Below are 26541 nucleotides of genomic sequence, written 5' to 3' on the forward strand. Positions count from 1 at the left end.
CGAGCGGGCGGCCGCGAACTCATCGCTACTCGTCGTCGGGCGAGCCTTCCCAGTCCTCGTCGTCGTCGATGGTGAAGGACCCGCCGAAGTGCACGGCGTCCGGGTCGACCCCGAGCCCCTCGGCGATCTGGCGCCGCATGTTCTCGGCCATGGTGACGCCCTTGGTGGTGTCGCGCATGGAGCGGTAGGTGCCGGCGTCGACGCCGAACGTGGCCTGGGTCCACGCGTCGAACGCCGCCTCGTAGGCTGCGCTCGGCGCCTCGAGGACGTACTCGGCGATCTCCGTCAGGGGGAAGTGGCGTGTCCGGCCGGGGGTCTCGCCGTCCGGTGCGAGGGTGACGGCGAGCACGCCGTCGCCGACGTCGTGGCTCACCAGCTCGGGCGGCCGGAAGTACTCGCTCCGCACGTCGCCGCCGCGCTTGAGGTGGACCACCAGGATCTCGTCGCTGACCGGCTCGTCCGTCGGGGTCTGCGGGTAGGTGCGCGGCTCGGGCCGCATGGTGGTGTCGCTCATCAGTGTCGAGGATGCGCCTTCCTGGGCTCGTTGTCACGGTCGTTCTCCCGTGGCGCAACACGCCGCGGCCGACCACCTTTCCAGATTTCCACAGGTCCGGTCCCCCGCACGACGGCGGTCGGGCGGTCCGCGCGACGGTGGCCGTCCGTCACCCGCCTGATTCGTGGAGGATCCCGTGCCAGCACCTGCCGCACCGTCCGACCGACCCGTCCTGCCCCGCCGCCGGTTCACCTCGCCCGAGCCCGTCGACCTGACCACCGCCTGGCAGCTCGAGGAGCAGCGGGCCACGGCGGCGTCCGCGACCCATTTCTGGTGCGACGACCGGCACGGGTGGATGTGTCGCGCCGGGCTCGACGAGGCCCTCGAGCCGGTGCTCGTGCCGGACGCGCTGGGCGCGTCGTCGTTCTACCGGTTCGTCGACCTGGACGCCGAGGTCGCCGCCGACCTGGTGCGGCGCCTGCCCGCCGACTACCTCGCCCGTGAGCGGCAGAACGACGGACCGACGATCGGCGCGGTGCTCGGTGCCGTCGTCGCGCACCCCGACCGGCTGCGCGCCCACGGCTACGTGGTGGGGCCCGGTCGGTGCGACGAGCGGATCACCGTCGAGGGGGTGCTGGTGCGGTGCGACCACGAGTTCGCCGTGGGTGAGCACCACGGCCCCGGGTGCCAGTGCGACGAGCTCTACCGGTTCGTGGTGGGGCTGGGCGTGGACGACGCGGCCGTCCCTCCCCACGAGGTCGTCCCCTGGTGGGGCTGGGGACTGCGCGACCGTCCCGGCGACGGCTCCGGACCGGCGCCCGACGGTGGTGCCGACACCGACCACTGGTACCGCCTCTGGTGGGACTGACCGGCGCCGCCTCCGAACCCGGCGGTGCGGTCGTCCACAGGCCTGTGGACGACCGCACCCGCCCTGTCGGCCTCCCGGCTAGCGTCCGTGGACATGCCGCGAATCGACCTCGATCCCGCCGACCTCGCCGCGCTGGCGGCCCGCGCACGGGACGCCACGAGCCTGTTGTCCGGTGCCACCGCCGAGCACGTCGGTGCTCCGCGCGCCGGGCACGCCGCGGGCGAGCCGGTGCTCGCCGAGGCGATCCGTGCGTTGCTCGACGCCTGGACCCCCGTGCACCGCACCCTCGTCGCGACCCTCGAGACGCACGCGGACCGGATGAGCCGGGCAGCCACGACCTTCGAGGCGGCGGAGACGGTCACGGCGCAGGGACTGGCCCGCGCCGTCACGGGCACGGACAGGGCTCGCTGATGCACGACGTGGAGTTCCAGCCGCTCACCGGGTCGCCCGGTGAGCTCGACGAGCTGTCGTCGACGGCGGCTCGCGCTGCCTCGGCGCTGGTCGAGACCCGTGCCGGGCTCGCCGGGATCGAGCGCGCCCTGGAGGGGCACCGGTCCGCGGCGGTGGACGCGGCCCGGCAGCTCCTCGCGGAGCTCCGCGCCGAGGCCGAGCTGTGCGCCGACGTGCTCGAGGCGGCGGCACGGGCGCTCGCCGGCCGCGCCCGCTCCCTCGGGGACGAGCAGCAGGACGCGCGGGGGGCGATCACGGCGCGCGACGATGCCCTCCTCCGTGCAGAGCGTGCCGCGGACGACGAGGTGACCGCCTGGCGCATCGCCGGCGATCCCCTCGATCCTCGGCACGCCGACGGTGTGCACCTCGTCTGGCTCGCTCGCGAGCGCGCCGAGCGGGCGCTCGCCGACGTCGCGGCCGCCGAGGCGCGGTGGCGCCGGGTCCGGGACGCGAAGGAGACCGCCTCACGACAGGCGGCACCGCGGCTGGCGGGGCTCGCGCACGTCCGCGCCGTGCGCCTCGCCGCATCCGCCGGGACCGCCCCGCAGGCCTTCGCCGACTCCTGGCACCGCGGTCAGGAGCTGGCCGTGCTCGTCCGCCGAGTCTCACCGGACGGCCCTCGCGAGGCGCACGACGCCGCTCGGGCCGACCTGTTCGCCGCGCTCCGCGCCGCGGGTGACGACCCTGCCCTGTGGACCGCCCTCTGGGAGGGCGTCACACCGGCCGAGCTCTACGCGGCGATCGGGGTGACGCCCGTCGACGACGACGTCGAGACCACGCTGCGCGAGGGGCTCGAGGCCTGGGCACGAAGCGCCTCGCCGACCGAGCTGGAGACGTTCGGCCGCTCGCTGGTGGACGAGCTGCCGGACTCGTACGTCGAGCTCGGGGAACGCGCGGACCTGGCCGCGGCCCTCCTGGCACCGCCTCTGCCGGTCGCGCTGCACGCGGGTGCCGCCGACGCGCTGGTCGAACGTCGTCAGCGGACCGACGGCGTCGAGGCCGACCTGGTCGCCACGGGGCTGCTGACGGTCGCGATCGCCGACGGTCTGGCCGCCCACCCGGACGCGGCGCTGGAACGGCTGGCCCCGGGCGACGACGACGAGACCCTGGCGCGAGCGCACCTCTGGTTCGGTACGACGCCGACCGACGGCTGGCCGGACGGCGGAGCCGCGGTCACCGGCCTGCTCGCCGCCGCGGTCGGCGCGGGGACCCGGACCGACGACCTCGACCGGCAGCGCCGGGCCGCGCTGCTCTCCTCGGCCGCGACCCAGGAGCTCGTCTCGCCGGACGGCCTGCTGGCCGGCCCCTACCCGGTCTCGGACATGGCGAGCCGCCACGTCGCCGACGCCTACGCGCCGTACCTGGTCTCGGCCGGCGACACCGTGCAGTGGCAGACGCACGGGACGGGCCGTCCGGAGCCGGGCCTGCTGGGGAACCCCCAGCTCGCCGAAGGCACCGGGGAGCACGCCGAGCTCGTCCAGCCGCACCTGGACGCCTTCGCGTTTCGGGACGTCATCGCCGCGACGTCGGCGACGGACGCCTCGGCGGGCTTCTGGCTGGACCGGGTCGACACGTACCTGGACGACGCCGTCGTCGGGATGACGGCCGAAGGGCGCGGCAGCGCCGACGCCGAGGCGCTCGCCGAGGCCGCCACCCGCGACGGGGCGGCGGTCCTCGGAGCGGTCGGCTCGGGTCCGATCATGCTCGCCCGCGCCGAGCGCGACGCCGCGGAAGCGACCGCCACCTGGTTCACCTCCGGCCTCAGCCTCGCGACCACGCCCGCACGGGCCGGCACCTCGCTGGCGGCGACGGGCGCCGGTGCTCTGCTGCCTCCGCTGCTGCCCGACGGCGTGGCGGACGCTCGCGAGCAGGTGCTCGCGAACGAGCCGGAGGTGCGGGAGTGGGTGACGGCACGCTTCCACGAGGCGGCCGGCGAACAGCTCGCCGCGCAGGGGGCATCCGCCGAGGAGGTCGAACGTGCCACCGAACGGCTCGCGCCGGACTCCGACAACATGCAGGACGTCTTCGACAGCACCTACGCCCTCAACGCCGACCTCCGACGCGAGCTGGGAGAGCAGACGTGAGAAGTCCGACCACCCGACGACGCCGCACCTGGCGGGGCGAGGTCGTCGTGCCTGTCGCCACCGTGGCGCTCTTCGCCCTCGTCCTCGGGGCGCTCACCTGGGGAGGCGCGATCCAGCAGGCGCTGCGCGAACGATGGCACCCCGGCGACTGGGCCCTGACGGCGGCGGACCTGCCGCCGGGCGCCGAGGAGATCGCCGTCGACCCCGCCTGGGTCGGCCCTTCCGCACCGCACGAGCCGGTCCCGCACCTGCTGCCCGGTCTGCACTACCTCGGCAGCCGCTTCCTCACACGCGACTGGTCCCCGCAGGACGGAGGTGCCGACGTCGTCACCGCCGTCTCCGGTGCCCGTCACGGCCCGGTGTCGGTCTACACCAGCGTCTTCGTCCCGGACGCCCGGGATCCGGCGCCGCACCCCGCCGGCAAGGTCTACGCCGGGTCGATCACGGACGACCACTGGCCCTCGCGAGTGCTGGACCACGCCGCGGCGGCAGGGGTCGAGCTGACCTCCCTGCGCCGGATCGGAGAGCACACCCGCGGTGACGGGGGCTGGCTGGCGCCCGGCTGGCAGGACTACGTCGAGCGCGACCGGTCCACCGGCCAGAAAGGCTACGCCGGGTTCACCGCCGTCGAGACCGACCCGGTGACCGGTGCCCGGCAGCGCGTCACCGTCGTGATGACGGCGGTCTCCGGGACCGTGGTCCTGCTCGCGACGCTCGCCCCGGACGACGCCACCGTCCCCGCCGAGCTGCAGGTCGACGCGCTGGTCGCCCAGGTCGCCGCCAAGGTCCGGGCGGACCCGCCGGACCCGTCCGACGGCCGGCGGTAGCGGCCGGTGCTGCGTGCGCGGGCCCCGGGAACACCTAGGGTCGAAGCACAGTTGCTCGGGGCTCGTCCGCACTCCAGAGCGGTGCGTTCACCACGGAGGAGACAACGATGTCGATCGCCCGCCCCGCCCGCTCGACGGTCGCGCGGCTGTCCGTCACGGCCGCCGCCCTCCTCGCCACGTTCGGCCTCACCGCCCCCGCCTGCGCGGCACCGCCCGCGGCGGACGACGGCGACCCGTCGTGCGCCGCCCCGGACGCCCGGCCGACGGTCGTCTTCCTCGACGCCGACACCGGGGTCGAGAACGCGACGCTCGCCGGGGGCTGCACCCTCAACGACGTGCTCGACGACGAGCGCGCGTGGGACCACCACGGCCAGTTCGTGGCGCACGTGACGCACGTCGGCAAGGACCTCGTCGCCGACGGCGCGCTGTCCCGCACCGACGCCCGCACGCTCACCTCGGCGGCCGCGCGGTCCGAGGTCGGCACGGTCGCCGGGTACGAGGCCCTGTTCGACGGGACCCAGGAGTCGTTCGACGCCTGGGCCTACGCCGGCGACGGCGGGTTCGACTACGTCGATGACGGGTCGATCCGCAGCCGGGTGGGCGCCGACGGCGGCTTCGGCACGCTCTGGTACCCGGACGAGCAGTACACGGACTTCTCGCTGCGGCTGAAGTTCCGGGACGTCGCCCCCGACGACCTGCGGGCGAACAGCGGGGTGCAGTTGCGGTTCCCCGAGCTGTGGGGTCCGGTCGAGGGGTGCCCGACGACGTTCGACGGCAGCGAGACCGGCAACCTGTCGTGGATCGCGGTCAACTGCGGTCACGAGATCCAGATCAACGACTCACCCGAGACCGGGTCCAACGATCCCCGCAAGACCGGGTCGGTCTACGGCTTCGCCGACCTCACTGAGGCCATGCCGACGCCGAAGGGCACCTGGAACGACCTCGAGATCCGCGTCGTCGGCCAGCACTACACGGTGATCCGCAACGGCGTGGTCATCAACGAGTTCGAGAACCTGCCCGGGCTGCCCTTCCCCGGGCGGCCGAACGACCCGGACTCCAGCAGCCGTGGCCTGAGCGGGTACATCGGCCTGCAGGCGCACGGCTCGGCGCCCGATGTCGTGTCCTTCCGCGACGTGCGGATCCGCCCGATCCCCTGACCCCTCCGTCCGCTGTGGGTGCACGACACGCCGCCCCGGCGCGCGGGCCAGCGGCGTGTCGTGCACCCACAGCGGACGGAGGGTCAGTGGCTGTCATGGAGCGGGCCAGGTCTGGCCTCCGACCCGGGTGCCACGACGAGGAACTGCCCCATCATCCCCTCGTCCTCGTGGCGCAGCATGTGGCAGTGGTACATGTACGGCACCGCGTCGTCGGTGTAGTCCTCGAACCGGAGGAGCAGCCGGTAGGTACGTCGCGGTTCCAGGTAGACGGTGTCCTTCGGCCCGGCCAGCTCGGGCGGCGGAGCCTGGCCGTCGACCGACAGGATGCGGAACTGCACGTCGTGGACGTGGAAGCTGTGCGGCATCGGCACGGTGCTGCGCACCTCCCAGACTTCGGTGCCACCGACGGTCGCGACCTCGTCGATGCGGCCCATGTCCATCCGCTCGCCGTTGATCCGGCGCTCGTCGAGCTCGAAGGTGCGGGTCACCGAGGCGGCGTCGGGGTCGAGGGTGTCCGCCTCCGCGTGCCGCGACGGCTCCCACGCGGGCTCCGGGGACGGTGCGAGCTCGTCGGCGGCCCGGAGCTCGAGGACGTCGAACGCGTCGTTGCCGCCCATCGCGAACGGCGCGGCCACGCTCCCGAGCTCCGTGTCGGTGGACGCCAGGCGCGTCGTCTCGCCCGCCGTCATCGTCACGACGATCTCGGCCCGCTCGCCGGGCGCGAGCCGCACGTGGTCGAGCTCCAGCGGCGCCTCCAGCAGACCGCCGTCGGTGGCGACGAGGTCGAACGGACGGTCCGGGAACCCGAAGGTATAGGTCCGCGCGGTCGAGCCGTTGAGCAGGCGCAGCCGCACGCGCTCGGTCGTCACCGCCTGGTAGGCGCCCACGGTGCCGTTCGCCACGACCACGCTGCCGAGCGTTCCCGGCTCTCCGCCGTCGTCGGTCAGCTCGAGCTGCCCCGCGTCGTCGAACACCTTGTCCTGGACGATCACCGGGACGTCGTCGACGCCGTACTCGGACGGGAGGTCGGCCGCCCGGGTCGCGTCGTCGTCGAGGATGAACATCCCGGCGAGGCCGCGGTAGACGTGCTCCTCCGTCTCGCCGTGCGGGTGCGGGTGGTACCAGAGCGTGGCACCGGGCTGGTCGATCTCCCACGTGGGGTGCCAGGTGCCGCCGGGTTCGATCTCCTGGTGGGGCCCACCGTCCATCGCAGCCGGCAGGTGCATGCCGTGCCAGTGCACGCTGGTGGTCTCGCCCAGGTCGTTGGCGACGTCGACGGCGACCCGCTCGCCGCGTTCGGCCCGCAGCGTCGGGCCGAGGTACGGCCCGTCGAAACCCCACGTCTCGGTGGCGACGCCGGGACGGGTGGCCGGGGCGAACGACGTCGTGCCTTCCTGCGCGGTCAACGAGAACGTGCGGACGCCGTCCACCACCTCCGACTCCGCGAGCGGGGGGATCGCGAGCTCCTGGTCGAACGTGACGTCGTCCACGGGGGTCACCGAACCAGGGAACGCCCCGCACCCGGCGACGAGGAGCACCGCGGCCACCACCCCGACGCTGTGGGTGCACGACACGCCGCGAACCCGGGCAACGTAGCGGCGTGTCGTACACCCGCAGCGTCGGGCGGTCATCGGCCTGCCCCGGCGCGCGCACGCTGGACCGCGAGCGCCAGCAGGCCGGCGACGAAGCCCCAGAAGGCGTCCATCGCGAGCGCCGGGACCACGGTCCACGGGGCGGCGCCGTCGCCGAGCATGCCGGGCCCGCCGAGGAGCATCGACGTCACGGTGGCGACGATCCCGAAGGCGACGCCGGTGAGGGTCAGGGTGAGCACGGGGCGGGCGACCCGGCCGAACCCGACCACGCCGATCCACACCACCGCGGTGATCCCGATGATGGCGAACGCGCGCCCCGGCCCCGAGCCGATGTCGAGGAGCCCGGTGAGCGGCCAGAGGAGGGCCATCGCGGCGAGGCCGGCGACGAGGGGCCACCGGACGCCCTCGGTCGGCCGCGTGGAGTACTGGGAAGGGTGCTGTGCTGTCATGCGCCCTACGCTCCCGGGCACACCCGCCCGCCCACATCGGCCCAGGGGCGTCACCTGGTGTCGCCCCGGGGCGACATCTCACCCTGAGCACCCCTGAGCGACGCCGGGGGAAGGGCGAGCCGCGTCCCGCAGACCTACGCTGGGGCTCGTGCCCAGGATCGCCCCCGCAGTCGACGACGACGCCGGTGCGCGTGCCACCGCGCCGTCGCCGTGGGTGCCGGACGTCGTGCTGGCGCTCGCGACGGCGCTGGTGATCGCCGTCGTCGTCGCGGCCGACGGCGCCGGGTCGCCTGCGCGTGGCACGGCCGTGGGCGGGCTCGACGGGCACGGGCCGGTCGCGTACCTCTTCACCGCCGGGTTCGGCGCGCTGGTCCTGCTCCGCCGTCGGGCACCGGTGCTGATGCTGGTCGCGACAGTCCTGGCCGTCTTCGCCTACTACGCCCTGGGCTTCGCCCCGATCGGCATGGCGCTGCCCGCCGTCGCGGCCCTCTACGCCGCCGCCGGGCAGGGACGCACCCGCTGGGCGGTCGGTACCGGCACCGTCCTCATCGTCGTGGCGACGTTCTTCCGGGTGACGGACGACGACGACCCGTCGGCCGCGCTGACGGTCTACGACCTGGTCACCAACGTGGCGCTCGTCGCGGCCGCCGTGGCCCTCGGGGTCGCGGTGCGGCTGACCGGCGAGGCGCGGGCGCACACGGAGGAGGTCCGTGCCCTGACCGCGGCCGAGCAGGCACGGGCGGCCGACCAGCGGTTGCAGCACGAGCGGATGCGCATCGCCCGCGACCTGCACGACGTCGTCGGGCACAACCTGTCCGTCGTCGCCCTGCACACCGGCGTCGCCACGGAGGCCGTCGGGCGCGACGACGACGCCGTCCGGACGGCGCTGCGGCACGTCCGCGAGGCGACGTCGGGCACGCTGCACGAGCTGCGCGCGACGGTGCGGGTCCTGCGTCGACCGCTGCACCACACCGACGTGCCCGCTCCGACGGCGCCGGCCACGCACCGCGACACGCTGCCCGCCGCGACCGGACCGGCGGGCCTGGCCGCGCTGGTCGAACCGGTGCGGGCCAGCGGGATCCAGGTCTCGACCCGGGTCGACATCCCGGCGGGCTCGATCGACGCGACGGTCGACGCCGCGGCCTACCGGATCGTCCAGGAGTCGCTGACGAACGTGCTCCGCCACTCGGGCGCACGGTCCGCGCTCGTGCGGCTCGCCGTCGCGGACGGGCGGTTGCGCCTCACCGTGTCCGACGACGGCACGGGGGCCGGTGCGCGGGCGGCGAGCGGCGCAGGGATCGCCGGGATGGCCGAGCGGGCGGCGCTGCTGGGCGGGTCGTTGCGGGCCACGGACACGCCGGACGGCGGCTTCCGCGTCGTCGCGGACCTCCCGGCGCGGCTGGAGGACTGACGCGTGATCCGCCTCGCGCTGGTCGACGACCAGGAGCTCGTCCGTGCCGGGCTGCGCCCGCTCGCCGAGCACGACGGTGACATCGAGGTGGTGGGCGAGGCCGCGGACGGACGGGACGGGCTCGCTCTCGTCCGGCGGACCACGCCCGACGTCGTGCTCATGGACGTGCGCATGCCTCGCGTGGACGGGATCGAGGCGACCCGGACGATCGTCGCCGACCCGGCGCTGCGCGACGTGCGGGTCCTCGTGCTGACCACCTTCGACGAGGACGAGCACGTCTTCGCGGCGATCCGGGCGGGAGCCGCCGGGTACCTGCTCAAGGACGTCGCGCCGGCGGACCTGCGGGCGGCGGTCCGCACCGTCGCCGCCGGGGACTCCCTGCTCTCGACCGCGGTGACCGCCAGAGTCATGCGCGCCGTGGTGGCAGGCCCGCCGCCGTCGGGCACCTCCCCGCTCGACGCGCTGTCCGACCGTGAGCGCGAGGTGCTCGCCGCCGTCGGCCGCGGGCTGACGAACGCGGAGATCGCCGCCGAGCTCTACCTCTCCCCCGCGACCGCGCGGACGTACGTGAGCCGGTTGCTCGCCCGGCTGGACGCGCGCGACCGGGTCGCGCTGGTCGTGCTGGCCTACGAGTGGGGACTGGTACGACAGGGTCCGGCGTGAACCGATCCGCCCGTGCCGGACATTCCGGAGCATGGGGATCTTGAGCGCGACGGGTGGGGCCGAACCGGGACCGGTGCGGGTGGGGAGCCCGTCGGCGGCAGGCACGGACGCCTGGCACCTGGGCGTGCGTGTCACCGCACGTCCCGGGCTCCCGACCGGCGAGCCCGTCCCGCTGCTGGTGGGGCTGGAGCTGGTGCGGCACGTGGGCGTGACGCTGGCCCGGGAGTGCCTGGGCGTGCCCCTGGACCATCACCTGAGCATGCGACGGATCGGGTTCCGGTGGACGGGCAGACCACCGGCGCTGCCCGAGGGCGGGACGCTCGGCGCGACGGCGTTCGCCAGGGTGCACTCCCGGCGCGTCCGGCGCGGGACCACGGCGGCCTTCGACGCCTCGGTGACCGTGCGGGCAGGATCCCGGGAGATCGCGCACGGCAGCGGTTCGGTCCAATGCATCGACCCGCTGACGTACCCCCTCGTGCGCGGCAGCGCACCGCCGGCGGGGACCGCACCCGTCCGGCACGACGCGTCGCCGGTCAGCGTCCTGCAGCAGGACGGCGACCGGCTGCTCGGCCGGATCGGGTGGGAGTCGGACGACCCGTGGCAGGTCGACCCGACGCTCGACCGGCTCTCGGGGCACACGCTCGTGGCGACGGCGCTGCGCGCCGCGGACCTGCTCCGTCCAGGACGCCCCGCGGTCGGCGTCTCGATGGGGATCGACCGGTTCGTGGAGTACACGCCCCGACCGGAGGTCTACGCGACGGCGGCGACCGACTCGGTCGAGGTCTCGGTGCTGCAGAACAGGGCGGTCGTCGCCCGCGGCGAGGTGCGTCTCGGACATTGACTGACCTTCTGTCGGGTCAGTGAAATAGGATTGTCGCATCAATCGCCCGAAGAATTCCGCGCACACATGCCGCTATCCCCCGCGCGCCCGGACGACCCGCCATTCCGATCGCGCTACCGTCCAGTGAGGAACGCCGCGATATCAGGCGTTCCGGCACCGGCCGGCAGCGAAGGAAGCATCGGTGGCCGCAACATCACGACAACGACAGAAGGCAGCGACCCGAGCGGCGATCCTGCACACCGCCGCCGAGGAGTTCGACGCCCACGGCTATTCCGCGACCTCTGTCGCGCACATCGCCGACCGCCTCGGGCTGACCAAAGGGTCCGTGTACTTCCACTTCCCGTCGAAGGCCGAGCTCGCCGCCGAGGTCGTCCGCTCCGGGTCGTCCACCTGGGAACCGATCGTCCGCGCGATCGACGACGACGGCCTGACCGGCCTCGACGCCCTCGAACGCCTCTCGGCGGAGGCGGCCCGGCGGTTCCGGGACGACGTCGCCCTCCGCGCCGCCGCCCGCCTGACAGCCCAGGGTGCGGCGGAAGGGCTGCCCGACCCCTTCGCGAGCTGGATCGGCGTCGTCCGCCGCTGCCTCGACCGCGCGGTGGGGGCGGGCGAGGTGCGGACCGACATCGACGTCGACTCGCTCGCCTGGCACCTGGTCGCGACGTTCCTGGGGATGCAGGAGCTCGCCCGGCGACTCCCCGATCCCGGCGATCTCGTCGACCGGCAGGAACGCCTCTGGCCCTCGCTCCTGGACGGGCTCCGCCCACGCTGACCACGATTGACCTACGCGAAGGTCAGCGAAAGTCTTGCGCTCCGTCGCCCTCCGCTGCAGGCTGAGGGTGCACGGGGTCGCAAGGAGCCGTCGACTGGAGGTCCGCCATGCGTTCCGAGGCGACGGATCCTGAGCTGTGGGCGCGGGTGCGCACCGACGACGAGCAGGCGTTCGCCACGCTGTTCGTCCGCTACCACCGCCGCGTGCTGCGCTGGGTGACCGCTCAGCTGCGAGGCGTCACGAGCGCGGACCCGACGGCCGTCGTCGGGGACGTCTTCCACACCTTCTGGCGCCGGCGCCGGGCCGTGCACGTCGAGACCACCGCCTGGCCGTGGCTCCGCGCCGTGGCCACCCGGCTCTGCGCGAACGAGCGCAGGCGCTGCCTGCGCCAGGACCGTCTGCTGCACCGCACCGCGGCCTCCGCGGCGCCCGAGGCGCTGATCGCCCCCGACCACGCCGCGTCCGTCGCGGACCGGATCGCACTCGGTGACGCCCTCGCACTGCTCGGCCCGCTCGAGCGCCAGGTCGCCCGGCTCGCCCTGGTCGACGACCTGCCCGACGCCGAGGTCGCACTGCGCCTGCACGTGCCGGTGGGCACCGTGAAGTCACGGCTGCACCGCGCCCGGCGCGAGCTGCGCCGTCACCTCCAGCGCCCGCCTGACTGACAGGTCAGGCCGGCGGCTCGATGACGATGTCGGCGCCCAGGTCGTAGAAGATCTGGGTCGACGTGGCGCTGGTCCCCCAGACAGACGACGTGCCGCTGTTGCCGACCGGGGTGACGTCGTCGGCGAACCACAGGGTCCACTCCTCGACCGAGACGTCACCGAGGTCGTAGCCCTCGTCGAGCACCACCGCCCACGCCTCGACGTCGTCGCCGCTCGGCAGGGTGAGGAGCTCCCGCTCGCCCTGCACGGTCCAGGTGGAGTCCGGTGCGACGACCTCGAACAGCGCCTCCGGGCTCGACAGCGCGGCGTACAGCGGACCCATCACCTCGTCCGGCTGCCATCCGGCGCCGCCGTCGAACCAGGAGTCCTCGCCGATCACCCGGAGGCGTCCGGTGGCGTCGCCGTGCAGCACCACGTCGAAGGAACGCACGTCCTCGCTGTAGACGAACTCGACGTCGCCGGTGGTGGTGCCGTCGTCCATGTACTCGCGACCCGAGCCCCAGGCCTGGAACAGCGCCGCCAGGCACGTCGACAGCTCGGAGCCCGTGTACTGCCGGTCCTCGACCATGCGGACGTCGTCGCACGCCTGCGGTGCCGGGACCCCGGCCCCGGAGAGCCCGGCGTCGGAGTCCCGTCGCCGGGGGCTCCGCTCGGGGTGGCGGTCGCCACGGTCTCGTCCTCGACCGGCTCTGTCGCTCCCGGATCGGCCGGACGCTCCGACCCCGCGGGCTCGGCCGGGTCGGCGGGGGTCTCGCAGGCCGTCAGGCAGTGCGCCGCCGCGACGGCCACGGCGAGCGCGGCGAGAGGACGAGGTGCGGGCACCCGCCGACGATAGCGGGTGCGTGCCGCCCGCACACCGGGAACTGATACACGATTTCCTGAATACATCGCATTGTGTACTGTTGCGGTCATGGACCAGGTGACGCTCACCCACACGGCCGCCCTCGCCCGCCTCGGCCACGCGCTCGGCGACCCCACCCGGGCGCGCATCCTGCTGGCCCTGCGCGACGCCCCCGCCTACCCCGCCGACCTCGCCGACACCCTCGGCGTCTCTCGCCAGGTGATGTCCAACCAGCTGGCCTGCCTGCGCGGCTGCGGGCTCGTCACCGCCCACCGCGACGGCCGCCGGACCGAGTACCGGCTCTGCGACCCGCACCTCGCCCACGCGCTCGGCGACCTCCTGCGCCTCACCCTGATCGTCGAGCCAGACTGCTGCGGACCCGACTGCACCTGCGCGACCAGCGCCACGCCGGGCACCGCGGGCGAGGGCACCCCGGGCGAGGTCGCGGCATGAGACCCGCCACCGAGGCCGCCGAGACCACCACCGCGCTCACCCGGCGCGGGCTGCGCCTGGCCCGCCTGACCATCGGCTACAACGTGGTCGAGGGCGTCGTCGCGATCGGTGCCGGCGTCGCCGCCGGGCTGGTCTCCGTCATCGGGTTCGGGATCGACTCGGGCATCGAGACCGCTGCCGCCGTGCTGGTGGCGATGCGCCTGGCCGCGCGCCTCCGGCGGGGCGCCTCCGCGGGCCAGGCCGACCCCGGCCCCACCGGGACCGACCTCACCGAGCCCGATCCGGCCGAGCTCCGCCGTGAGCACCGCACCCTGCGTGCCGTCGCCGCCACGTTCTTCCTGCTCGCCGCATGGGTCACCGTCGAGGGCATCCGCGCGCTCGTCACCGGCGCCGTGCCGGAGACCTCCCCCGTCGCCCTCGGGGTGCTGGTCGCCTCGCTCGTCATCATGCCGGTGCTCGCCGTCGCGAAGTACCGCGTCGGCCGGGCGCTCGGCGACCCGCTCGTCCTCGCGGACGCCGCCGAGACGCGGGTCTGCGTCTGGTTGTCGGTGGCGACGCTCGCCGGCCTGCTCGCCTTCTGGTGGACGGGCCAGGCGTGGATCGACCCCCTCGCCGGGTTCGTCGTCGCGGCGTTCGCCGTGCACGAGGGGCTCGAGGCCTGGGAGGGCGAGCTCGTCGAGGACCACGACTGATGGGGCACGCGGCAGGTCACGACCACGCACCACCCGAGGGCGGCCACCGGGGCCGTCTCGCGGTCGCCTTCGGCATCACGGCCACGATCGTCGTCGCACAGGTGGTGGGCGCCGTCCTGACCGGCAGCCTCGCGCTGCTTGTCGACACCGCACACATGCTCGTCGACGCGGGCGGGCTCGGCCTCGCGCTCTTCGCGGCGCACGTCGCGATGCGGCCGCCGACGGCGCGGCGCACCTGGGGCTACCGGCGCGCGGAGGCGCTGGCCGCGCTCGCCCAGGCGGCGGTGCTGCTCGCCGTCGGCGTCTTCGTGCTCGTCGAGGCGGTGCAGCGGCTCCAGGAGCCCCCCGAGATCCCCGGCGGCGAGCTGGTCGTCTTCGGTGTGATCGGGCTGGTCGGCAACGTCGCCGCGCTGGCCGTGCTGGCCTCGCGCCGGACCGCGAACCTCAACCTGCGCGCCGCCTTCCTGGAGGTGCTCAACGACGCCCTCGGCTCCCTGGCCGTCATCGTCGCCGCCGTCGTCATCACGACGACCGGCTGGCAGTACGCCGACACCGTGGCGGCGCTCGTGATCGGAGCGCTCATCGTGCCGCGCGCCGTGCGGCTGCTGCGCGAGACCGGCGCCGTGCTGCTGGAGTCCACGCCGGCGGATCTCGACCTCGACGAGGTGCGGACCCACCTGCTGCGGGTCGACCACGTCCGCGAGATCCACGACGTGCACGCCTCGCTCATCGCGACGGGCCTGCCCCAGCTCTCCGCCCACGTGGTCGTGGACACCGGGTGCTTCCAGGACGGGCACGCCGGGCGCATCCTCGACGAGCTGCAGGACTGCGTGCGCGAGCACTTCGGGGTCGAGCACACCACGTTCCAGGTGGAGCCGGACACGCACCCGGACCACGAGCACCCCACCCACGCGTGAGGCGGAGGCGCGGCGCAGGGTGGGGGCCGCAGCGCAGCAAGGCGTCCGCCCGCAGCCAAGCCGCAGACTCACGCGTCCCAAGACACCCGTCGAGCGTCAGGGCGCGGACGCGCGCACCACGAGCTCCGGCGGGAAGACGACGTCGCGCGGCTCGCGGCCGGGCTCGCTGATCTCGTCCAGCAGCAGCCGGGCGGCAGCACGTCCCATCTCGGCGATCGGCTGCCGCACGGTCGTCAGCGGGACGGCCGCACGCGCGGCGAACGGGATGTCGTCGTACCCGACCACCGCGACCTCCTCGGGCACCCGTACGGCGCCGGCCACCAGCGCGTTGACCAGGCCGATGGCGTGCAGGTCGTTGCCGGCGAACACCGCGTCGGGGCGCTCGGCCGGGTCGAGGCCGGCGATCCATCGCCCCATCTCCTCGCCGTCGACGAGGTCCAGGTCGGCCGACCGGGCCACCTCGAGCCGGACGCCGTCGATACCGGACACCACCTCACGGCAGCCCTCCAGCCGCCGTGCGACCTGCCGGACGCCCTCGGGGCCGCCGGCGAAGAGCAGCCGGGTGCGCCCGGCGGTGACGAGGTGCTCGGCGGCGATCCGGCCGCCCTCGCGGTGGTCCAGCGACACCGAGGAGAGCCGGCCGTCCGGGTCCTCGTGGTCCACCAGCACGACCGGGGTGCCGCGGTCGCGGCGCTGGCGCAGCGGTTCGAGCTCGTCGTCCGACGGAGCCACGACGACCCCGTCGAAGCGGAGCTGCTCGAACAGGGTCAGGAACTTCTCCTGGCGGTCGGCCGACTCGTGCGACGAGCCGACCACGACCGACAGCGCCGCGTCCTCGGCGACCTGCTCCACCGCCGTCGCGATCCCCGCGAAGAAGGGGTTGGAGGCGTTGACGACGCTGAGTCCCACGATCCCGCTGCGCTGCCGGCGCAGCTGCCGCGCGGGCATGTTCGGCACGAACCCGAGCTCGGACACCGAGGTGTGGACGCGGGTCCTGGTGCGGTCCGAGAGCTTGTCCGGCCAGTTGAAGTAGTTCGAGACCGTCGCCGCCGACACCCCGGCGTGTCGCGCGACGTCGTGGATCGTCACGGTCGCCTCAGGCATGGCTCATCACGCGGTGAGATTATCAGCGCCGGTCAGGCCCTGACGGGGCCGGATCTCGCGGGCGTCACCCGTCGATACGGTCGACCACGTGCTCGGCGATCGCGAGGCTCGACGTCGCCGCGGGCGAGGGCGCGTTGCGCAAGCACGTGACGCCGTCGGACGTCTCGATGACGAAGTCGTCCACCAGGGTGCCGTCGCGCTCGACGGCCTGGGCGCGCAGACCCGTCCGCCCGCGCACGACGTCGTCGCCGCCGATGCCGGGGACGTAGCGCTGGGCGGTCCGCAGGTATGCCGCCGTCACGGCCGAGCCATACATCTCCCGCACGCCGGTGCGCCAGTGCCGGGCTGCCATCCGCCAGAAGCCCGGCCAGGCGAGCACGGCGGCCGTGTCCCGGGGGCTCACCGCGAACCGCCGGTAGGCGCCTCGGTCCAGGGCGAGGACCGCGTTGGGCCCGACCTCCAGGTCGCCCGCCACCGTGCGGGTGAAGTGCACGCCCAGGAACGGGTAGCGGGGGTCGGGCACCGGGTAGACCATGCCGCGCACCAGGTCCCGCCGGGCCGGGCGGACCGTCAGGTACTCACCGCGGAACGGGACGATGACGGGGCCGCGGGCGCCGCCCACCAGCCCGGCGAGGCGGTCGGACTGCAGACCGCCGCACACGACGAGCCGGTCCACGGTGTGCCGCTCGTCCGCGCAGGTGACCACGACCCGGCCGCGCGACCGTGCGATGCCGGTCACCCGCGCGCCGAGCCGCACCTGCCCGCCGGCCGCCTCGACGTCGCGACCGAGCTGGACGCACACGGCCGCGAAGTCGGTGATCGCGGTGCGGGGCGAGTGCAGGGCGGCGACCCCGACGGCGTGCGGCTCGACGTCGGAGATCTCCGCGCCCGCGAGGCGGCGCAGCCCGGGCACCCGGTTCTCCCGGGCCGTCCGCTCGAGGGCGTCGAACCGGTCGCGTTCCGAGCCGTCGACCGCCACGACGAGCTTGCCGACCTCCTCGTACGGCAGGCCGTGCTCGGCGCAGTACTCCCGCAGCAGGTCGCGGCCGCGCGTGCACAGGCGCGCCTTGAGGCTGCCCGGCCGGTAGTAGATGCCCGCGTGCACCACGCCGGAGTTGTGACCCGTCTGGTGCGCGCCCAGGCGGTCCTCGGCCTCCAGGACGACGACCCGGGTGCCCGGGCGCCGCCGCAGGACCTCCCGGGCGACGGCGAGACCGACGATGCCGCCCCCGACGATGCCGACGCTCCCGGTGCTGTCCACACGGCGAGCGTACCGATGCCGAACAGGAACCTGGTCCCGCTATCGAGGGTGAATGCGGGCCCAGGTTCCTGCTCGGCGCCGCGCTCTCAGTCTGCGGCGGCCCACGGTCCGTGCGGGTCGCCGGGCTCCTGGTGGCGGGTCCACCACCGCGCGGTGTAGGTCTCGCCGTCGTGCACGACGACGTCACCGGCGGTGAAGACGCGTGACGGCGTCCACAGGGCGTCGCCCGAGGCGGCGCGGACCGTCTCCTGCCACGAGCCCCACACGCTGCTGCCCGGCTCGTCGCGGGTCCACCACTGCGCCACGTGGTACGAGCCGTCGTGGAACACCTCGTCACCGGAGGTGTAGGTCGCGTCGGCGTCCCACACGGGTGACGGGTCGCCGGGCACCTTCGCCAGCACCTCGATCTCGCTGACCACCAGGTGCGTGGCCTCGTGGGCGGTCATGACGACCCGGACGGCGTCGGTGCGCACGTCCGCGTCGACCGCCACCGGCTCGGCGCCGGACGCGGGCTCGACCGCGTCCCCGACGGCCTGCCACGCACCGTCGACGTGGGCCTCGATCTGGAGGCTCTGCGCCCAGCTGCGGTGCGAGCCGTCGACGTAGAAGTGCACGTCCACGCCGGTGACGTCGCGCTGCTCCGGCAGGGTCACCGTGAGCGTGTCCGTCGGGTTCTTGTCGCCGGAGCGCCAGTTGGACCAGCCCTTGTCGTCCACGTCGCCGTTCACCACCCGCTCGGCCGGGTAGCCGGGCTCGGTGTACGTCGCCTCGACCGTGGTGCCGTCGTCCGTCGCGATGTTGGTCTCACCGGGCTCGGTGACCAGGACGCGCACGGTGGCGGGCAGCGTGCCGCCCGCCCCGGCGTCGGCGGCCCCGGAGAGCTGCACGACGCCGATCTCGTCGTAGACGCCGTCGGCCGCCTGCTCCCAGGTGACCGCCCGCTCCACGTCGACGCCGCCGGCCGTCACGGCCGTCACCGTGGCGGGCAGGGCCGGCGCGCCACCGGCGTAGGTGGAGGCCGAGGCCGTGCGGGTGGAGGCGAGCACGTCGACCGTGACGGTCGCGGTCGCGGGGACCGTGCCGCCGGCCGGGTTCGCCACCGTGCCGGTCACCTCCACGGTGCCCGGCTCGGCCCACACGGCGTCGTCCGGGACGTCCCACGTGACCGGCAGGGCGTCACCCGCGCCGCCCGGGTATACCGGGGTCACGGACTCCGGAAGCTCCGGGACCGTGCCCGGCGTCGTGAAGACGTCCACCGGCTCGGTGGCGAGGAGCGTCTCGTCGACGATCTCCCACCGCTGGTTCGCGCCGGAGTTCGCCAGGTAGGTGCCCACCGGCGAGCCGTCGGCGGTGGCCTGCCCACCCACCTCGAGCAGCGTGCCCAACGAGGCGTTGACCAGCGTGTACGTGCCGTCGCCCGGCGTGGACAGGATCCAGCGCGCGGCCGCGGGGACAGCGGCACGGTCCGCCGGCGCCCCGACCAGCACGGCGGAGGTGTCGGCGTCGACGGCGAGCTGCTGGCCCGTGGCCACGTTCGTCACCGCATAGCGCGTGCGGTGGGTGCCCGAGCCCTCCGGGGCGCCCAGGTCCGTGAGCGTCCACAGCTGGTCGGCCGCGGCGGGGTCGTCGGTGGCGATCTGCACCCCGTCGCCGGCCGGGGCCAGCGACCGGTCGGACTGCACGCCGTCGATCCGGAAGACGTGCCCGTCCTGGGCCAGCGGGGCGTCGTGGGCCACGCCGGAGACGCCGTCGACGACGAACGTCGTCACGGACTCGCCCGGCACCGTCAGCGTGGCGTGCGCCGCACCGTCGCCCGCCTCGACCGGGACGGGCTCGCCCTCGACGAGGTAGCCGCCGGAGTCGGTGACGACCGGGGTGACGGTGGCACCGTCGGCCACCTGCCCGAAGCCGGACAGGTCGAGCGCGACCTCGCGCGCGGAGGTCTCGTCGTTGACGTGCACGACGACGGCCTGGTCGCCGGAGGCGGAGACGGCCGCGGTGCTGCTCCGGTCGTCCACCCCGATCAGCCGGTCGCCCGGGGAGATGAAGTGCGTGAAGTTCTGGGTGACCCAGTACTTCGTGTTCGTGTAGATCGGGCAGGTCTCCAGCGTGTCGTCGTCCGTGCAGGAGAACGGGATCTGGATCTCGCCCCAGTTGCCCCCCTCGGGGCTCTCGCCGCCGGGCGCCATGTTGTCGTAGTCCTCCACCGGCTGCCAGAACACCCAGGCGGACGGCTCCAGCTCACGCAGGTCGTCGACGATGTGCTGGGCACTGCCCAGGCCGGACTCCATGGACTCGAAGTCCTGGCCCGTGCTGCTCCACGACCCACCGACCTCGCTCATCCACAGCGGCTTGTCCTCACCCTTGGCGATGTCGCGCACGGTGGTGCGCTGCCCGGTGCCGTACGTGTGGACGTTGAGCTGGTCCACCAGGTCCCGGACCTCGGGCGAGTACGCGTTCCAGTTGCTCGCGAACCGGCCGGGGTTGGTCTCGTCCATCGCGGAGATCACGGCGTCCGTCCCGGAACCCTGCAGCGCAGAGGCCAGCGCCGGGAGCACCTGCTGCTGCAGCTCCGGGCCCATGTGGGCGCCCTCCTGCCGCCCGCCGGTGGGGTTGCCGTCCCCACCGAGCTGGGTGCCCCAGTAGTCGGTGTTCGGCTCGTTGAACGGGTCGATCGTGTCCACGTCGATGCCGTGCGCGTCCTCGAGCCGCTCGGTGACGCCCACCAGGTACCGCGCGAAGTCGTCGACGCTCTCCGGCTTGAGCTGGTCCTCGTTCGCGTCGAAGTTGCCCGAGACGTAGCCGGACTCCGTCATGAACCACGGCGGGGAGTTGGAGAACGTCTCCCAGTGCGTCACGTCGTCCTTGATCCGGTCCACCCACCAGCGCTGCGTGGCGTCCGCGTCCGGGTCCCAGTCGGCGGGGTCCTCGGCGTCCCACCAGTCGACGTCGTCGCGCGTGGTGCCCTCCGGGGCGTTCCACCAGCCGTCGACGGCGCCGCCCGCCCGCAGGTAGTCCGGCACGTCCGGGGCGTTCCCACCGCCCACGTTGTACCGGGCGATGTTGAGGTTCAGCCCCTCGTCGCCGAAGACCATGTCGGCGAGCCGGTCCCGGATCTCGTCCGGGTAGTCGCCGGTGGCGTTCGCGAACCAGACGAGGCTGGTCCCCCAGCCCTCGAACGGTTGGCCGGCGTACGACGGGTCCGGGCGGACGATGACGTCGGCGTCCCGCGCCGCCGTCGTCACGCTCGGGACCGTCGTCGTCGCGGGACGGGCCATGTCCGGGACGGCCGTCGCGGGCGCCGTCGCCAGACCGGCGACCAGGAGGCCGCCGGTCAGCGACGCGACCGCGCGCCGGGTGCGGACCGCTCGGGGCGGTGGTGCGGTGTCCTGCCAGGTGCTCATCGGTGAGCCTTCCTCTCGCGTCGGTGCGATGGTCCGAGATGGTCCGGTCGTGCAGGTGGTGCCGGTCGTGGGGACGGGTGGTCAGGCGCGGGGGCGGCGCAGCACGACGACACCGCGGGGCGCCAGCGTGTCGGCCGCGGGCTCGACGGGCGGGCGGGCGTCCGCGACCTCGCCGTCGTGCGGCGTGGTGCTGACGAGGACCTTGCCGTCGAGGCCGGCGAGGCCCAGCGCCTCGTCGGTCCGGTTCACGAGGAACCAGAACTCCTCGTCGGCGGTGCGGCGCACGGTCAGCTCCACCCGGCCGCGCAGCGGCTCGGGCAGCTCGGAGCGCACGCCGGCGGCGGCGAGCAGCCGCTCGAGCAGCGGGCGGAGGCCCGCGGCACCGAGCCGGGTCGAGACGTAGGCGGCCGATCCCCGCTCCACCGCCCGCCGGGTGACGGCCGGTCGCCCGGCCTGCCGGCCGTCGAGGTAACTCGCCAGCACGTCGGTTCCCGGCAGGACGTCGATGCGGTCCGTCCACAGGGTGCCGGTCGAGCCGTCGTCGAGCCGCACGCTCTCCCCGTCGTGCAGCGGGCTGAGCTCCTCGATGCGCAGGCCGAGCAGGTCGCGCAGGGCGCCCGGGTAGCCGCCCAGCCACACGTGGTCGTCGGCGTCGACGATGCCGGAGAAGTAGGTGGTGACCAGGTGGCCGCCGGCCGCGACCCAGCGCGCGAGCCGCTCGGCCAGGGCCGCGGGGACCACGTGCAGCACCGGGGCCACGACCACGTCGTAGTCGGCGAGGTCCGTGCGGCCGTCCTCCAGCCCGGCGACGGGGACGACGTCGGCACGCACCCCCGCGTCGAGGAACGCGTGGTACCAGTCCAGCGCCTCCGCGCGGTAGCGCAGCAGCTCGGTGGGGTGCGAGTCGAGCTCGGACGCCCACCAGGAGTCCCAGTCGAAGAGGATCGCGGCGCGGGCCGGCGCCCGCTCCGCACCGACGACGGGCGCGAGGTCGCCGAGGGTGCGGCCGAGGGCGACGACGTCGCGGAACAGCGCCGAGTCCTCCCCGGCGTGCGGCACCATCGCCGAGTGGTACTTCTCCGCGCCCGCGGCGGACTGGCGCCACTGGAAGAAGCAGACGGCGTCGGCGCCGTGGGCGACGTGCGTCAAGGAGTCGCGGGCCAGCTCGCCCGGTCGCTTGGGCACGTTCACCGGCTGCCAGTTCACGGCGCTGGTGGAGTGCTCCATGAGGAACCAGGGGCGCCCGCCCGCGACACCGCTGGTCAGGTTCGCGGAGAACGACATCTCCTCGCGGCCCTGCGGGCCGGGCTGCAGGTAGTGGTCGTTGGAGACGAAGTCGATCTCGGGTGCCCAGGAGGCGTAGTTCATGCCCTTGGTCTCGCCCATCACCATGAAGTTGGTGGTCACGGGGACGTCCGGCGTGATCCGGCGCAGCACGTCCCGCTCGGCGCGCAGGTGCTCCACCAGGGCGTCCGACGAGAACCGCTTGAAGTCGAGCTGCTGCGTCGGGTTCGGGTACGACGCCGCGAGCCGCGGCGGCAGGATCTGCTCCCAGTCGGTGTAGCGCTGCGACCAGAACGCCGTGCCCCACGCCTCGTTGAGCCGGTCGAGGGTGCCGTAGCGCGCGGTGAGCCAGGTGCGGAACGCGCGGGCGGCGTCGTCGGAGTAGTCCTCGACGTTGTGGCAGCCGAGCTCGTTGCTGACGTGCCAGGCCGCGAGCGCCGGGTGCTCGGCGTACCGCTCGGCCAGCTTCTCGACCAGCGCGAGCGCGTAGCGCCGGAACACCGGCGAGGTGGGCCGCCACTGCTGGCGGCCGCCCGGCCACAGGGTCTCCCCCGTGCGCGTCACGGGCAGGATCTCGGGGTGCAGGGTGGTGAGCCACGGCGGCGGGGAGGCGGTGGCGGTGGCGAGGTCGACGGAGATGTCGTGGGCGTGCATGAGGTCCATGACCTCGTCGAGCCAGTCGAGGTCCCACCGGTCGGGTGCCGGCTGGATCCGGGCCCAGGAGAAGATCGCGACGGAGACGACGGTGACACCGGCGGCCTGCATGAGCCGGGCGTCCTCGGCCCAGACCTCGCGGGGCCACTGGTCCGGGTTGTAGTCGGCGCCGTACCCGAGGCGTGCGGGGCGGGTCGTCTCGGGGCCCGCGATCAGGCGGGGGACGTCGGTCATGAAGGCTCCTGGGCGTGCGGGGTCTGCGGGGTCTGCGGGGTCTGCGGGGTCTGCGGGGGCGCCGTGAGCGCCCGGGGGACGGCAGCTCGCCGTCCCCCGGGGTCTCACGGGCGCGTCGTCACGGGTTGACGGTGAAGCCCTGGTCGTTGCCGTAGGTGACGGTCTGCTCCTGCCAGGTGGCCAGGCCGTCGGTCAGCGTCGTGCCGGACACGTACGCCTGACCCACCGTGTCGTTGAAGATCGAGTTGGCGTACACCTGGAACGGCAGGTACTGCCAGCCCTCGGCGACGTTCGCCGACGAGTCGGCCAGCACCTCGTTGACGGCCTGGCCGCCGAAGTACTCGAACTCCTGCTCGCGGAACGCGGGGTCCTCGAGCTCGGCGACGGTCGCCGGGAAGGCCCCCTCGTCGACGCGGGTGGCGATGCCGTCCCCGACGGTCGCGTACTCCAGGAAGGACCAGGCGAGGTCGGCGTTCTCGCTCGCGGCGGGGATGGCCAGCGCGCTGCCGCCGTTCTCCGCGGTGACCTCCGCACCGCTCTCCCACTGCGGCATCGGGGCGACGGCCCAGTCGCCGGAGGCGTCCGGCACCGAGGACTCGAGGTTGCCGCGCATCCAGGCTCCGATCACCAACGAGGCGATCGAACCGTCGGCCAGGCCCTGGTACCACTCGTCGCTCCACGAACCGACCGGGGCCACGAGCTCCTCGTCGAGCATGGTCTGCCAGGTGGAGGCGAACTGCTGGGAGCCGTCGTCGGTGAAGTCGACCGTGACGTCGGTCCCCTCGACCTGGTAGGGCCGCCCGCCGGCCTGCCAGATCATCGAGGTGGTGAAGCCGGCGTCGCCGACGTCGTTGGTGAGGAAGGCGTCCGGGTCGGCCTCGTGCAGGGTACGGGCGGCCTCGACGTACTCGTCCCACGTGGCGGGGACCTCGATGCCGTGCTCGTCGAAGACGCGCTTGTTGTAGAACAGCGCCATCGGCCCGGAGTCGGTGGGCAGGGCGTAGACGCCACCCTGCTGCTGCACCGCACCCCACGGGCCGGGTGTGAAGGTGCCGTCGAGCTCGTCGGCCCCGTACGCGGTGAGGTCCGCGAGGGCCTCGGAGAGCGCGAACTGCGGCAGGGCGTAGAACTCGACCTGTGCGACGTCGGGCACGCCGTCACCGGCGGCGATGGCGTTCTGCAGCGCGGTGTACTGGTCGTTGCCGGTCCCGACGTTCTCCAGGTTGACGGTGACGCCGGGGTGCTCCGCCTCGAAGTCGGCGGCCACGGACTCCAGCGTGGGGTCCCACGCCCAGACGGTGATCTCCCCACCCTCCTCCAGCGCCGAGTCCGCGTCCTGGGCGGCCTCGCCGGAGTCGGTCTCGCCGCTTGCGCAGGCGGTCAGGCCCAGGGCCACGACGCCGGCGACGGCGGTGGCGCGGAGCGCACGGCCCGGGCGGGCATTCGTTCGTGCAGTCATCTCAGGTCCTCACTTCGTTGTCGGAACGGTTCGGTCGGGCGGTCGGCGGCGTCATCGGTGGTGCCGCCGACCGGGCATCGGTCAGGTCATTCCTTGACGCTCCCGGCGGCGAGCCCGGACTGCCAGTAGCGCTGCAGCACGAGGAACGCCGCCACGAGCGGCAGGATGGTCAGGAGGGAGCCGGTGATGACGAGGTGGAAGATCGCCTCGCCGCCGGCGGTCGCGGCCTGCGCGTTCCAGGCGTTCAGGCCGAGGGTCAGCGGGTACCAGTCGCTGTCGCGCAGCATGATCAGCGGCAGGAAATAGTTGTTCCAGGTGGCCACCATGGTGAACAGCAGGACGGTGACGATGCCCGGGGCGAGCAGCGGCAGGCTGACCCGGAAGAAGGTGCGGAACTCCCCGGCGCCGTCGATGCGCGCCGCCTCGAGCAGCTCCGTCGGGATCGCCTCGACCGCGAACGTCCACATGAGGTAGAGCCCGAACGGCGAGATCAGTGACGGGATGATGACCGCCCACGGCGTGTTCGTCAGGCCCATCTGGCTGAACATGAGGAACGTCGGCACGGCCAGGGCGGTGCCGGGGACGGCCACGGCACCGATGACGACGGCGAACACGCCACGCTTGCCCGGGAAGTCGAACTTCGCGAGGGCGTACCCGCCGAGGATGGCCAGGAACGTGGCTCCGCCGGCGCCCAGCACGACGTAGAGCAGCGTGTTGGCGAGCCAGCGGACGAAGACCCCGTCGTCGTAGGTGAGCGTGGCCACGACGTTGTCCCAGAGCGCGAACGAGTCGCCGAACCACAGGCCGAACGAGGAGAACAGGTCGCCCTGGGTCTTGGTGGAGTTGACGAGCAGCCAGACCAGGGGGACCAGCGAGTAGAGCAGGACGACGGCGGTCAGCACGGTGAGCAGCGGGCTGCGGCGGGGCCGGTCCACGCTGTGCTTGTTGACGGTCCGCGCCTTGAGGCGCGGCCCCCGGGCGGACGGGGCGGTCGCGGTGGTGGCGGTGGTCACGGCGGTCACGCCTCCTTGCGCATGCCGCGCAGCTGCACCACGTAGGCGATCACCATCGTGATCAGGCCCATGATGATGGCGACGGTCGCGGAGTAGTTGTACTGCTGCCCGGAGAAGGACAGGGAGTAGGCGTAGAGGTTCGGGGTGTACGACGTCGTGATGGCGTTGGGCGCCAGCGACTGCAGGATGCTCGGCTCGTTGAAGAGCTGGAAGCTGCCGATGATCGAGAAGATCGTGGCGATGACGAGCGCACCGCGGATGGCGGGGATCTTGATCGCGCGCACGACCTGCCACTGCGTCGCGCCGTCGATCTCCGCGGCCTCGTAGAGCGAGTGCGGGACGACGCGCAGCGCCGCGTAGAAGATCAGCATGTTGTAGCCGACGAACTCCCAGGTGACGATGTTGCCGATCGAGGCCAGCACGAGGTCGGGCGACAGCGGGTCGGGCAGCGAGATGCCGAGCAGGTCGTTGAGGTTGCCGACCAGGCCGAAGCGGGTGCCGTACATGAAGCCCCACATGAGCGAGGCGACGACGGCGGGCACCGCGTAGGGCATGAAGATCGAGATCCGGAAGAAGCTCTTGCCGTAGAGCCGGCCGGAGTCGATGGCCAGGGCCACGAGCAGCGCGATGCCGAGCATGATCGGCACCTGCACGACGAGGAACAGGCTCACCCGGCCCAGGCCCTCCCAGAACTGGGGGTCCTGCATCGCGCGGGCGTAGTTCTCCAGGCCCACGAACGTGGTGCCACCGACCATCCGGGTGCGGAACACCGACAGGTACAGCGAGTAGGCGATCGGGGCGAGGAACACGAGCCCGAACACGAGCATGAAGGGGCCGACGAACATCCAGCCCGTCCATCGCCGTCGGCTGCGGCGGTGGGCGACGGGCGGGGGCGTCGCCGCGACCGGTGGGGACGTCGTCGTCATCTGCTTCCTCGGGCTCACGGGGATGTT

At 73.7% G+C, this 26541-nt stretch carries 24 protein-coding genes; 13 read left to right on the top strand and 11 right to left on the bottom strand.

What is annotated here, in order from left to right; genetic code table 11:
* Positions 1–25: 25 nt before the first annotated feature.
* Positions 26–514 carry a hypothetical protein gene (locus AC3RJ8_RS16550; RefSeq protein ID WP_489713644.1) on the bottom strand — a complete coding sequence of 163 codons (489 nt, stop codon included), beginning with the start codon at positions 512–514 and terminating at the stop codon, positions 26–28.
* 175 nt (positions 515–689) lie between these two features.
* On the opposite strand from AC3RJ8_RS16550, the gene AC3RJ8_RS16555 reads away from it, so the two are divergent.
* The 5 genes from AC3RJ8_RS16555 (at position 690) to AC3RJ8_RS16575 (ending at position 5879) form a co-directional block, all read left to right on the top strand.
* Positions 690–1361, top strand: coding sequence for a hypothetical protein (locus AC3RJ8_RS16555; RefSeq protein ID WP_489713645.1), 672 nt, complete (start codon positions 690–692; stop codon positions 1359–1361).
* 93 nt (positions 1362–1454) lie between these two features.
* Positions 1455–1772, top strand: coding sequence for a hypothetical protein (locus AC3RJ8_RS16560; RefSeq protein ID WP_489713646.1), 318 nt, complete (start codon positions 1455–1457; stop codon positions 1770–1772).
* Positions 1772–3895 (top strand): coiled-coil domain-containing protein, encoded by a 2124-nt coding sequence (locus AC3RJ8_RS16565; RefSeq protein WP_489713647.1) that lies wholly within the window; start codon positions 1772–1774, stop codon positions 3893–3895. The genes AC3RJ8_RS16560 and AC3RJ8_RS16565 overlap by 1 nt, the downstream gene beginning before the upstream one ends.
* On the top strand, positions 3892–4722 hold the full coding sequence (locus tag AC3RJ8_RS16570) for a hypothetical protein (protein WP_489713648.1): 831 nt from the start codon (positions 3892–3894) through the stop codon (positions 4720–4722). The genes AC3RJ8_RS16565 and AC3RJ8_RS16570 overlap by 4 nt, the downstream gene beginning before the upstream one ends.
* Positions 4723–4829: 107 nt before the next feature.
* Complete coding sequence (locus tag AC3RJ8_RS16575) at positions 4830–5879, top strand: 3-keto-disaccharide hydrolase (RefSeq protein ID WP_489713649.1); 1050 nt, start codon at positions 4830–4832, stop codon at positions 5877–5879.
* 83 nt (positions 5880–5962) lie between these two features.
* Here the strand turns inward: AC3RJ8_RS16575 and AC3RJ8_RS16580 are convergent, their stop codons facing one another.
* A complete protein-coding gene (locus tag AC3RJ8_RS16580; RefSeq protein WP_489713650.1) occupies positions 5963–7453 on the bottom strand; it encodes a multicopper oxidase family protein in 1491 nt (496 codons plus the stop codon).
* 53 nt (positions 7454–7506) lie between these two features.
* Complete coding sequence (locus AC3RJ8_RS16585) at positions 7507–7920, bottom strand: hypothetical protein (RefSeq protein WP_489713651.1); 414 nt, start codon at positions 7918–7920, stop codon at positions 7507–7509.
* Positions 7921–8068: 148 nt separating this feature from the next.
* Between AC3RJ8_RS16585 and AC3RJ8_RS16590 the strand changes: the two genes are divergently transcribed.
* The 5 genes from AC3RJ8_RS16590 to AC3RJ8_RS16610 all read left to right on the top strand — a co-directional run bounded on the left by AC3RJ8_RS16590 (position 8069) and on the right by AC3RJ8_RS16610 (position 12272).
* Positions 8069–9331, top strand: coding sequence for a sensor histidine kinase (locus AC3RJ8_RS16590; RefSeq protein WP_489713652.1), 1263 nt, complete (start codon positions 8069–8071; stop codon positions 9329–9331).
* A 3-nt stretch (positions 9332–9334) separates the two neighbouring features.
* Positions 9335–9994 (top strand): response regulator, encoded by a 660-nt coding sequence (locus AC3RJ8_RS16595; protein WP_489713653.1) that lies wholly within the window; start codon positions 9335–9337, stop codon positions 9992–9994.
* A 31-nt stretch (positions 9995–10025) separates the two neighbouring features.
* Positions 10026–10835, top strand: coding sequence for a hypothetical protein (locus AC3RJ8_RS16600; RefSeq protein ID WP_489713654.1), 810 nt, complete (start codon positions 10026–10028; stop codon positions 10833–10835).
* A 181-nt stretch (positions 10836–11016) separates the two neighbouring features.
* Positions 11017–11607 carry a ScbR family autoregulator-binding transcription factor gene (locus AC3RJ8_RS16605; protein ID WP_489713655.1) on the top strand — a complete coding sequence of 197 codons (591 nt, stop codon included), beginning with the start codon at positions 11017–11019 and terminating at the stop codon, positions 11605–11607.
* Positions 11608–11714: 107 nt separating this feature from the next.
* Positions 11715–12272, top strand: a complete 558-nt coding sequence (locus AC3RJ8_RS16610) for an RNA polymerase sigma factor (protein WP_489713656.1) — start codon at positions 11715–11717, stop codon at positions 12270–12272.
* A gap of 4 nt (positions 12273–12276) precedes the next feature.
* On the opposite strand, the gene AC3RJ8_RS16615 is transcribed toward AC3RJ8_RS16610, so the two are convergent.
* Complete coding sequence (locus AC3RJ8_RS16615) at positions 12277–12840, bottom strand: hypothetical protein (protein WP_489713657.1); 564 nt, start codon at positions 12838–12840, stop codon at positions 12277–12279.
* Positions 12841–13182: 342 nt separating this feature from the next.
* Between AC3RJ8_RS16615 and AC3RJ8_RS16620 the strand changes: the two genes are divergently transcribed.
* The 3 genes from AC3RJ8_RS16620 to AC3RJ8_RS16630 are packed head-to-tail and all read left to right on the top strand — an operon-like array spanning position 13183 to position 15175.
* On the top strand, positions 13183–13566 hold the full coding sequence (locus AC3RJ8_RS16620; RefSeq protein WP_489713658.1) for an ArsR/SmtB family transcription factor: 384 nt from the start codon (positions 13183–13185) through the stop codon (positions 13564–13566).
* Positions 13563–14258, top strand: a complete 696-nt coding sequence (locus tag AC3RJ8_RS16625) for a cation diffusion facilitator family transporter (protein ID WP_489713659.1) — start codon at positions 13563–13565, stop codon at positions 14256–14258. Before AC3RJ8_RS16620 ends, AC3RJ8_RS16625 begins: the two co-directional genes overlap by 4 nt.
* The gene (locus AC3RJ8_RS16630; protein WP_489713660.1) at positions 14258–15175 is read left to right on the top strand and encodes a cation diffusion facilitator family transporter; all 918 of its coding nucleotides are present in this window, start codon (positions 14258–14260) and stop codon (positions 15173–15175) included. Before AC3RJ8_RS16625 ends, AC3RJ8_RS16630 begins: the two co-directional genes overlap by 1 nt.
* A gap of 96 nt (positions 15176–15271) precedes the next feature.
* On the opposite strand, the gene AC3RJ8_RS16635 is transcribed toward AC3RJ8_RS16630, so the two are convergent.
* The 7 genes from AC3RJ8_RS16635 to AC3RJ8_RS16665 all read right to left on the bottom strand — a co-directional run bounded on the left by AC3RJ8_RS16635 (position 15272) and on the right by AC3RJ8_RS16665 (position 26514).
* Positions 15272–16279: a LacI family DNA-binding transcriptional regulator gene (locus tag AC3RJ8_RS16635; RefSeq protein ID WP_489713661.1), complete on the bottom strand. Its 1008-nt coding sequence runs from the start codon at positions 16277–16279 to the stop codon at positions 15272–15274.
* Positions 16280–16343: 64 nt separating this feature from the next.
* On the bottom strand, positions 16344–17540 hold the full coding sequence (gene lhgO, locus AC3RJ8_RS16640; RefSeq protein WP_489713662.1) for an L-2-hydroxyglutarate oxidase: 1197 nt from the start codon (positions 17538–17540) through the stop codon (positions 16344–16346).
* A gap of 86 nt (positions 17541–17626) precedes the next feature.
* A complete protein-coding gene (locus AC3RJ8_RS16645) occupies positions 17627–20944 on the bottom strand; it encodes an Ig-like domain-containing protein (protein WP_489713663.1) in 3318 nt (1105 codons plus the stop codon).
* Positions 20945–21025: 81 nt separating this feature from the next.
* A complete protein-coding gene (locus AC3RJ8_RS16650) occupies positions 21026–23116 on the bottom strand; it encodes a beta-galactosidase (RefSeq protein ID WP_489713664.1) in 2091 nt (696 codons plus the stop codon).
* A gap of 118 nt (positions 23117–23234) precedes the next feature.
* A complete protein-coding gene (locus AC3RJ8_RS16655) occupies positions 23235–24575 on the bottom strand; it encodes an ABC transporter substrate-binding protein (RefSeq protein WP_489713665.1) in 1341 nt (446 codons plus the stop codon).
* Between the two features lie 86 nt (positions 24576–24661).
* Complete coding sequence (locus AC3RJ8_RS16660) at positions 24662–25597, bottom strand: carbohydrate ABC transporter permease (RefSeq protein WP_489713666.1); 936 nt, start codon at positions 25595–25597, stop codon at positions 24662–24664.
* On the bottom strand, positions 25594–26514 hold the full coding sequence (locus AC3RJ8_RS16665; RefSeq protein ID WP_489713667.1) for a carbohydrate ABC transporter permease: 921 nt from the start codon (positions 26512–26514) through the stop codon (positions 25594–25596). The genes AC3RJ8_RS16660 and AC3RJ8_RS16665 overlap by 4 nt, the downstream gene beginning before the upstream one ends.
* Positions 26515–26541: the final 27 nt, after the last annotated feature.

It is taken from the genome of Isoptericola sp. MSGPD8_1_ISO-PGPR-S23-394 (genome assembly GCF_058072785.1).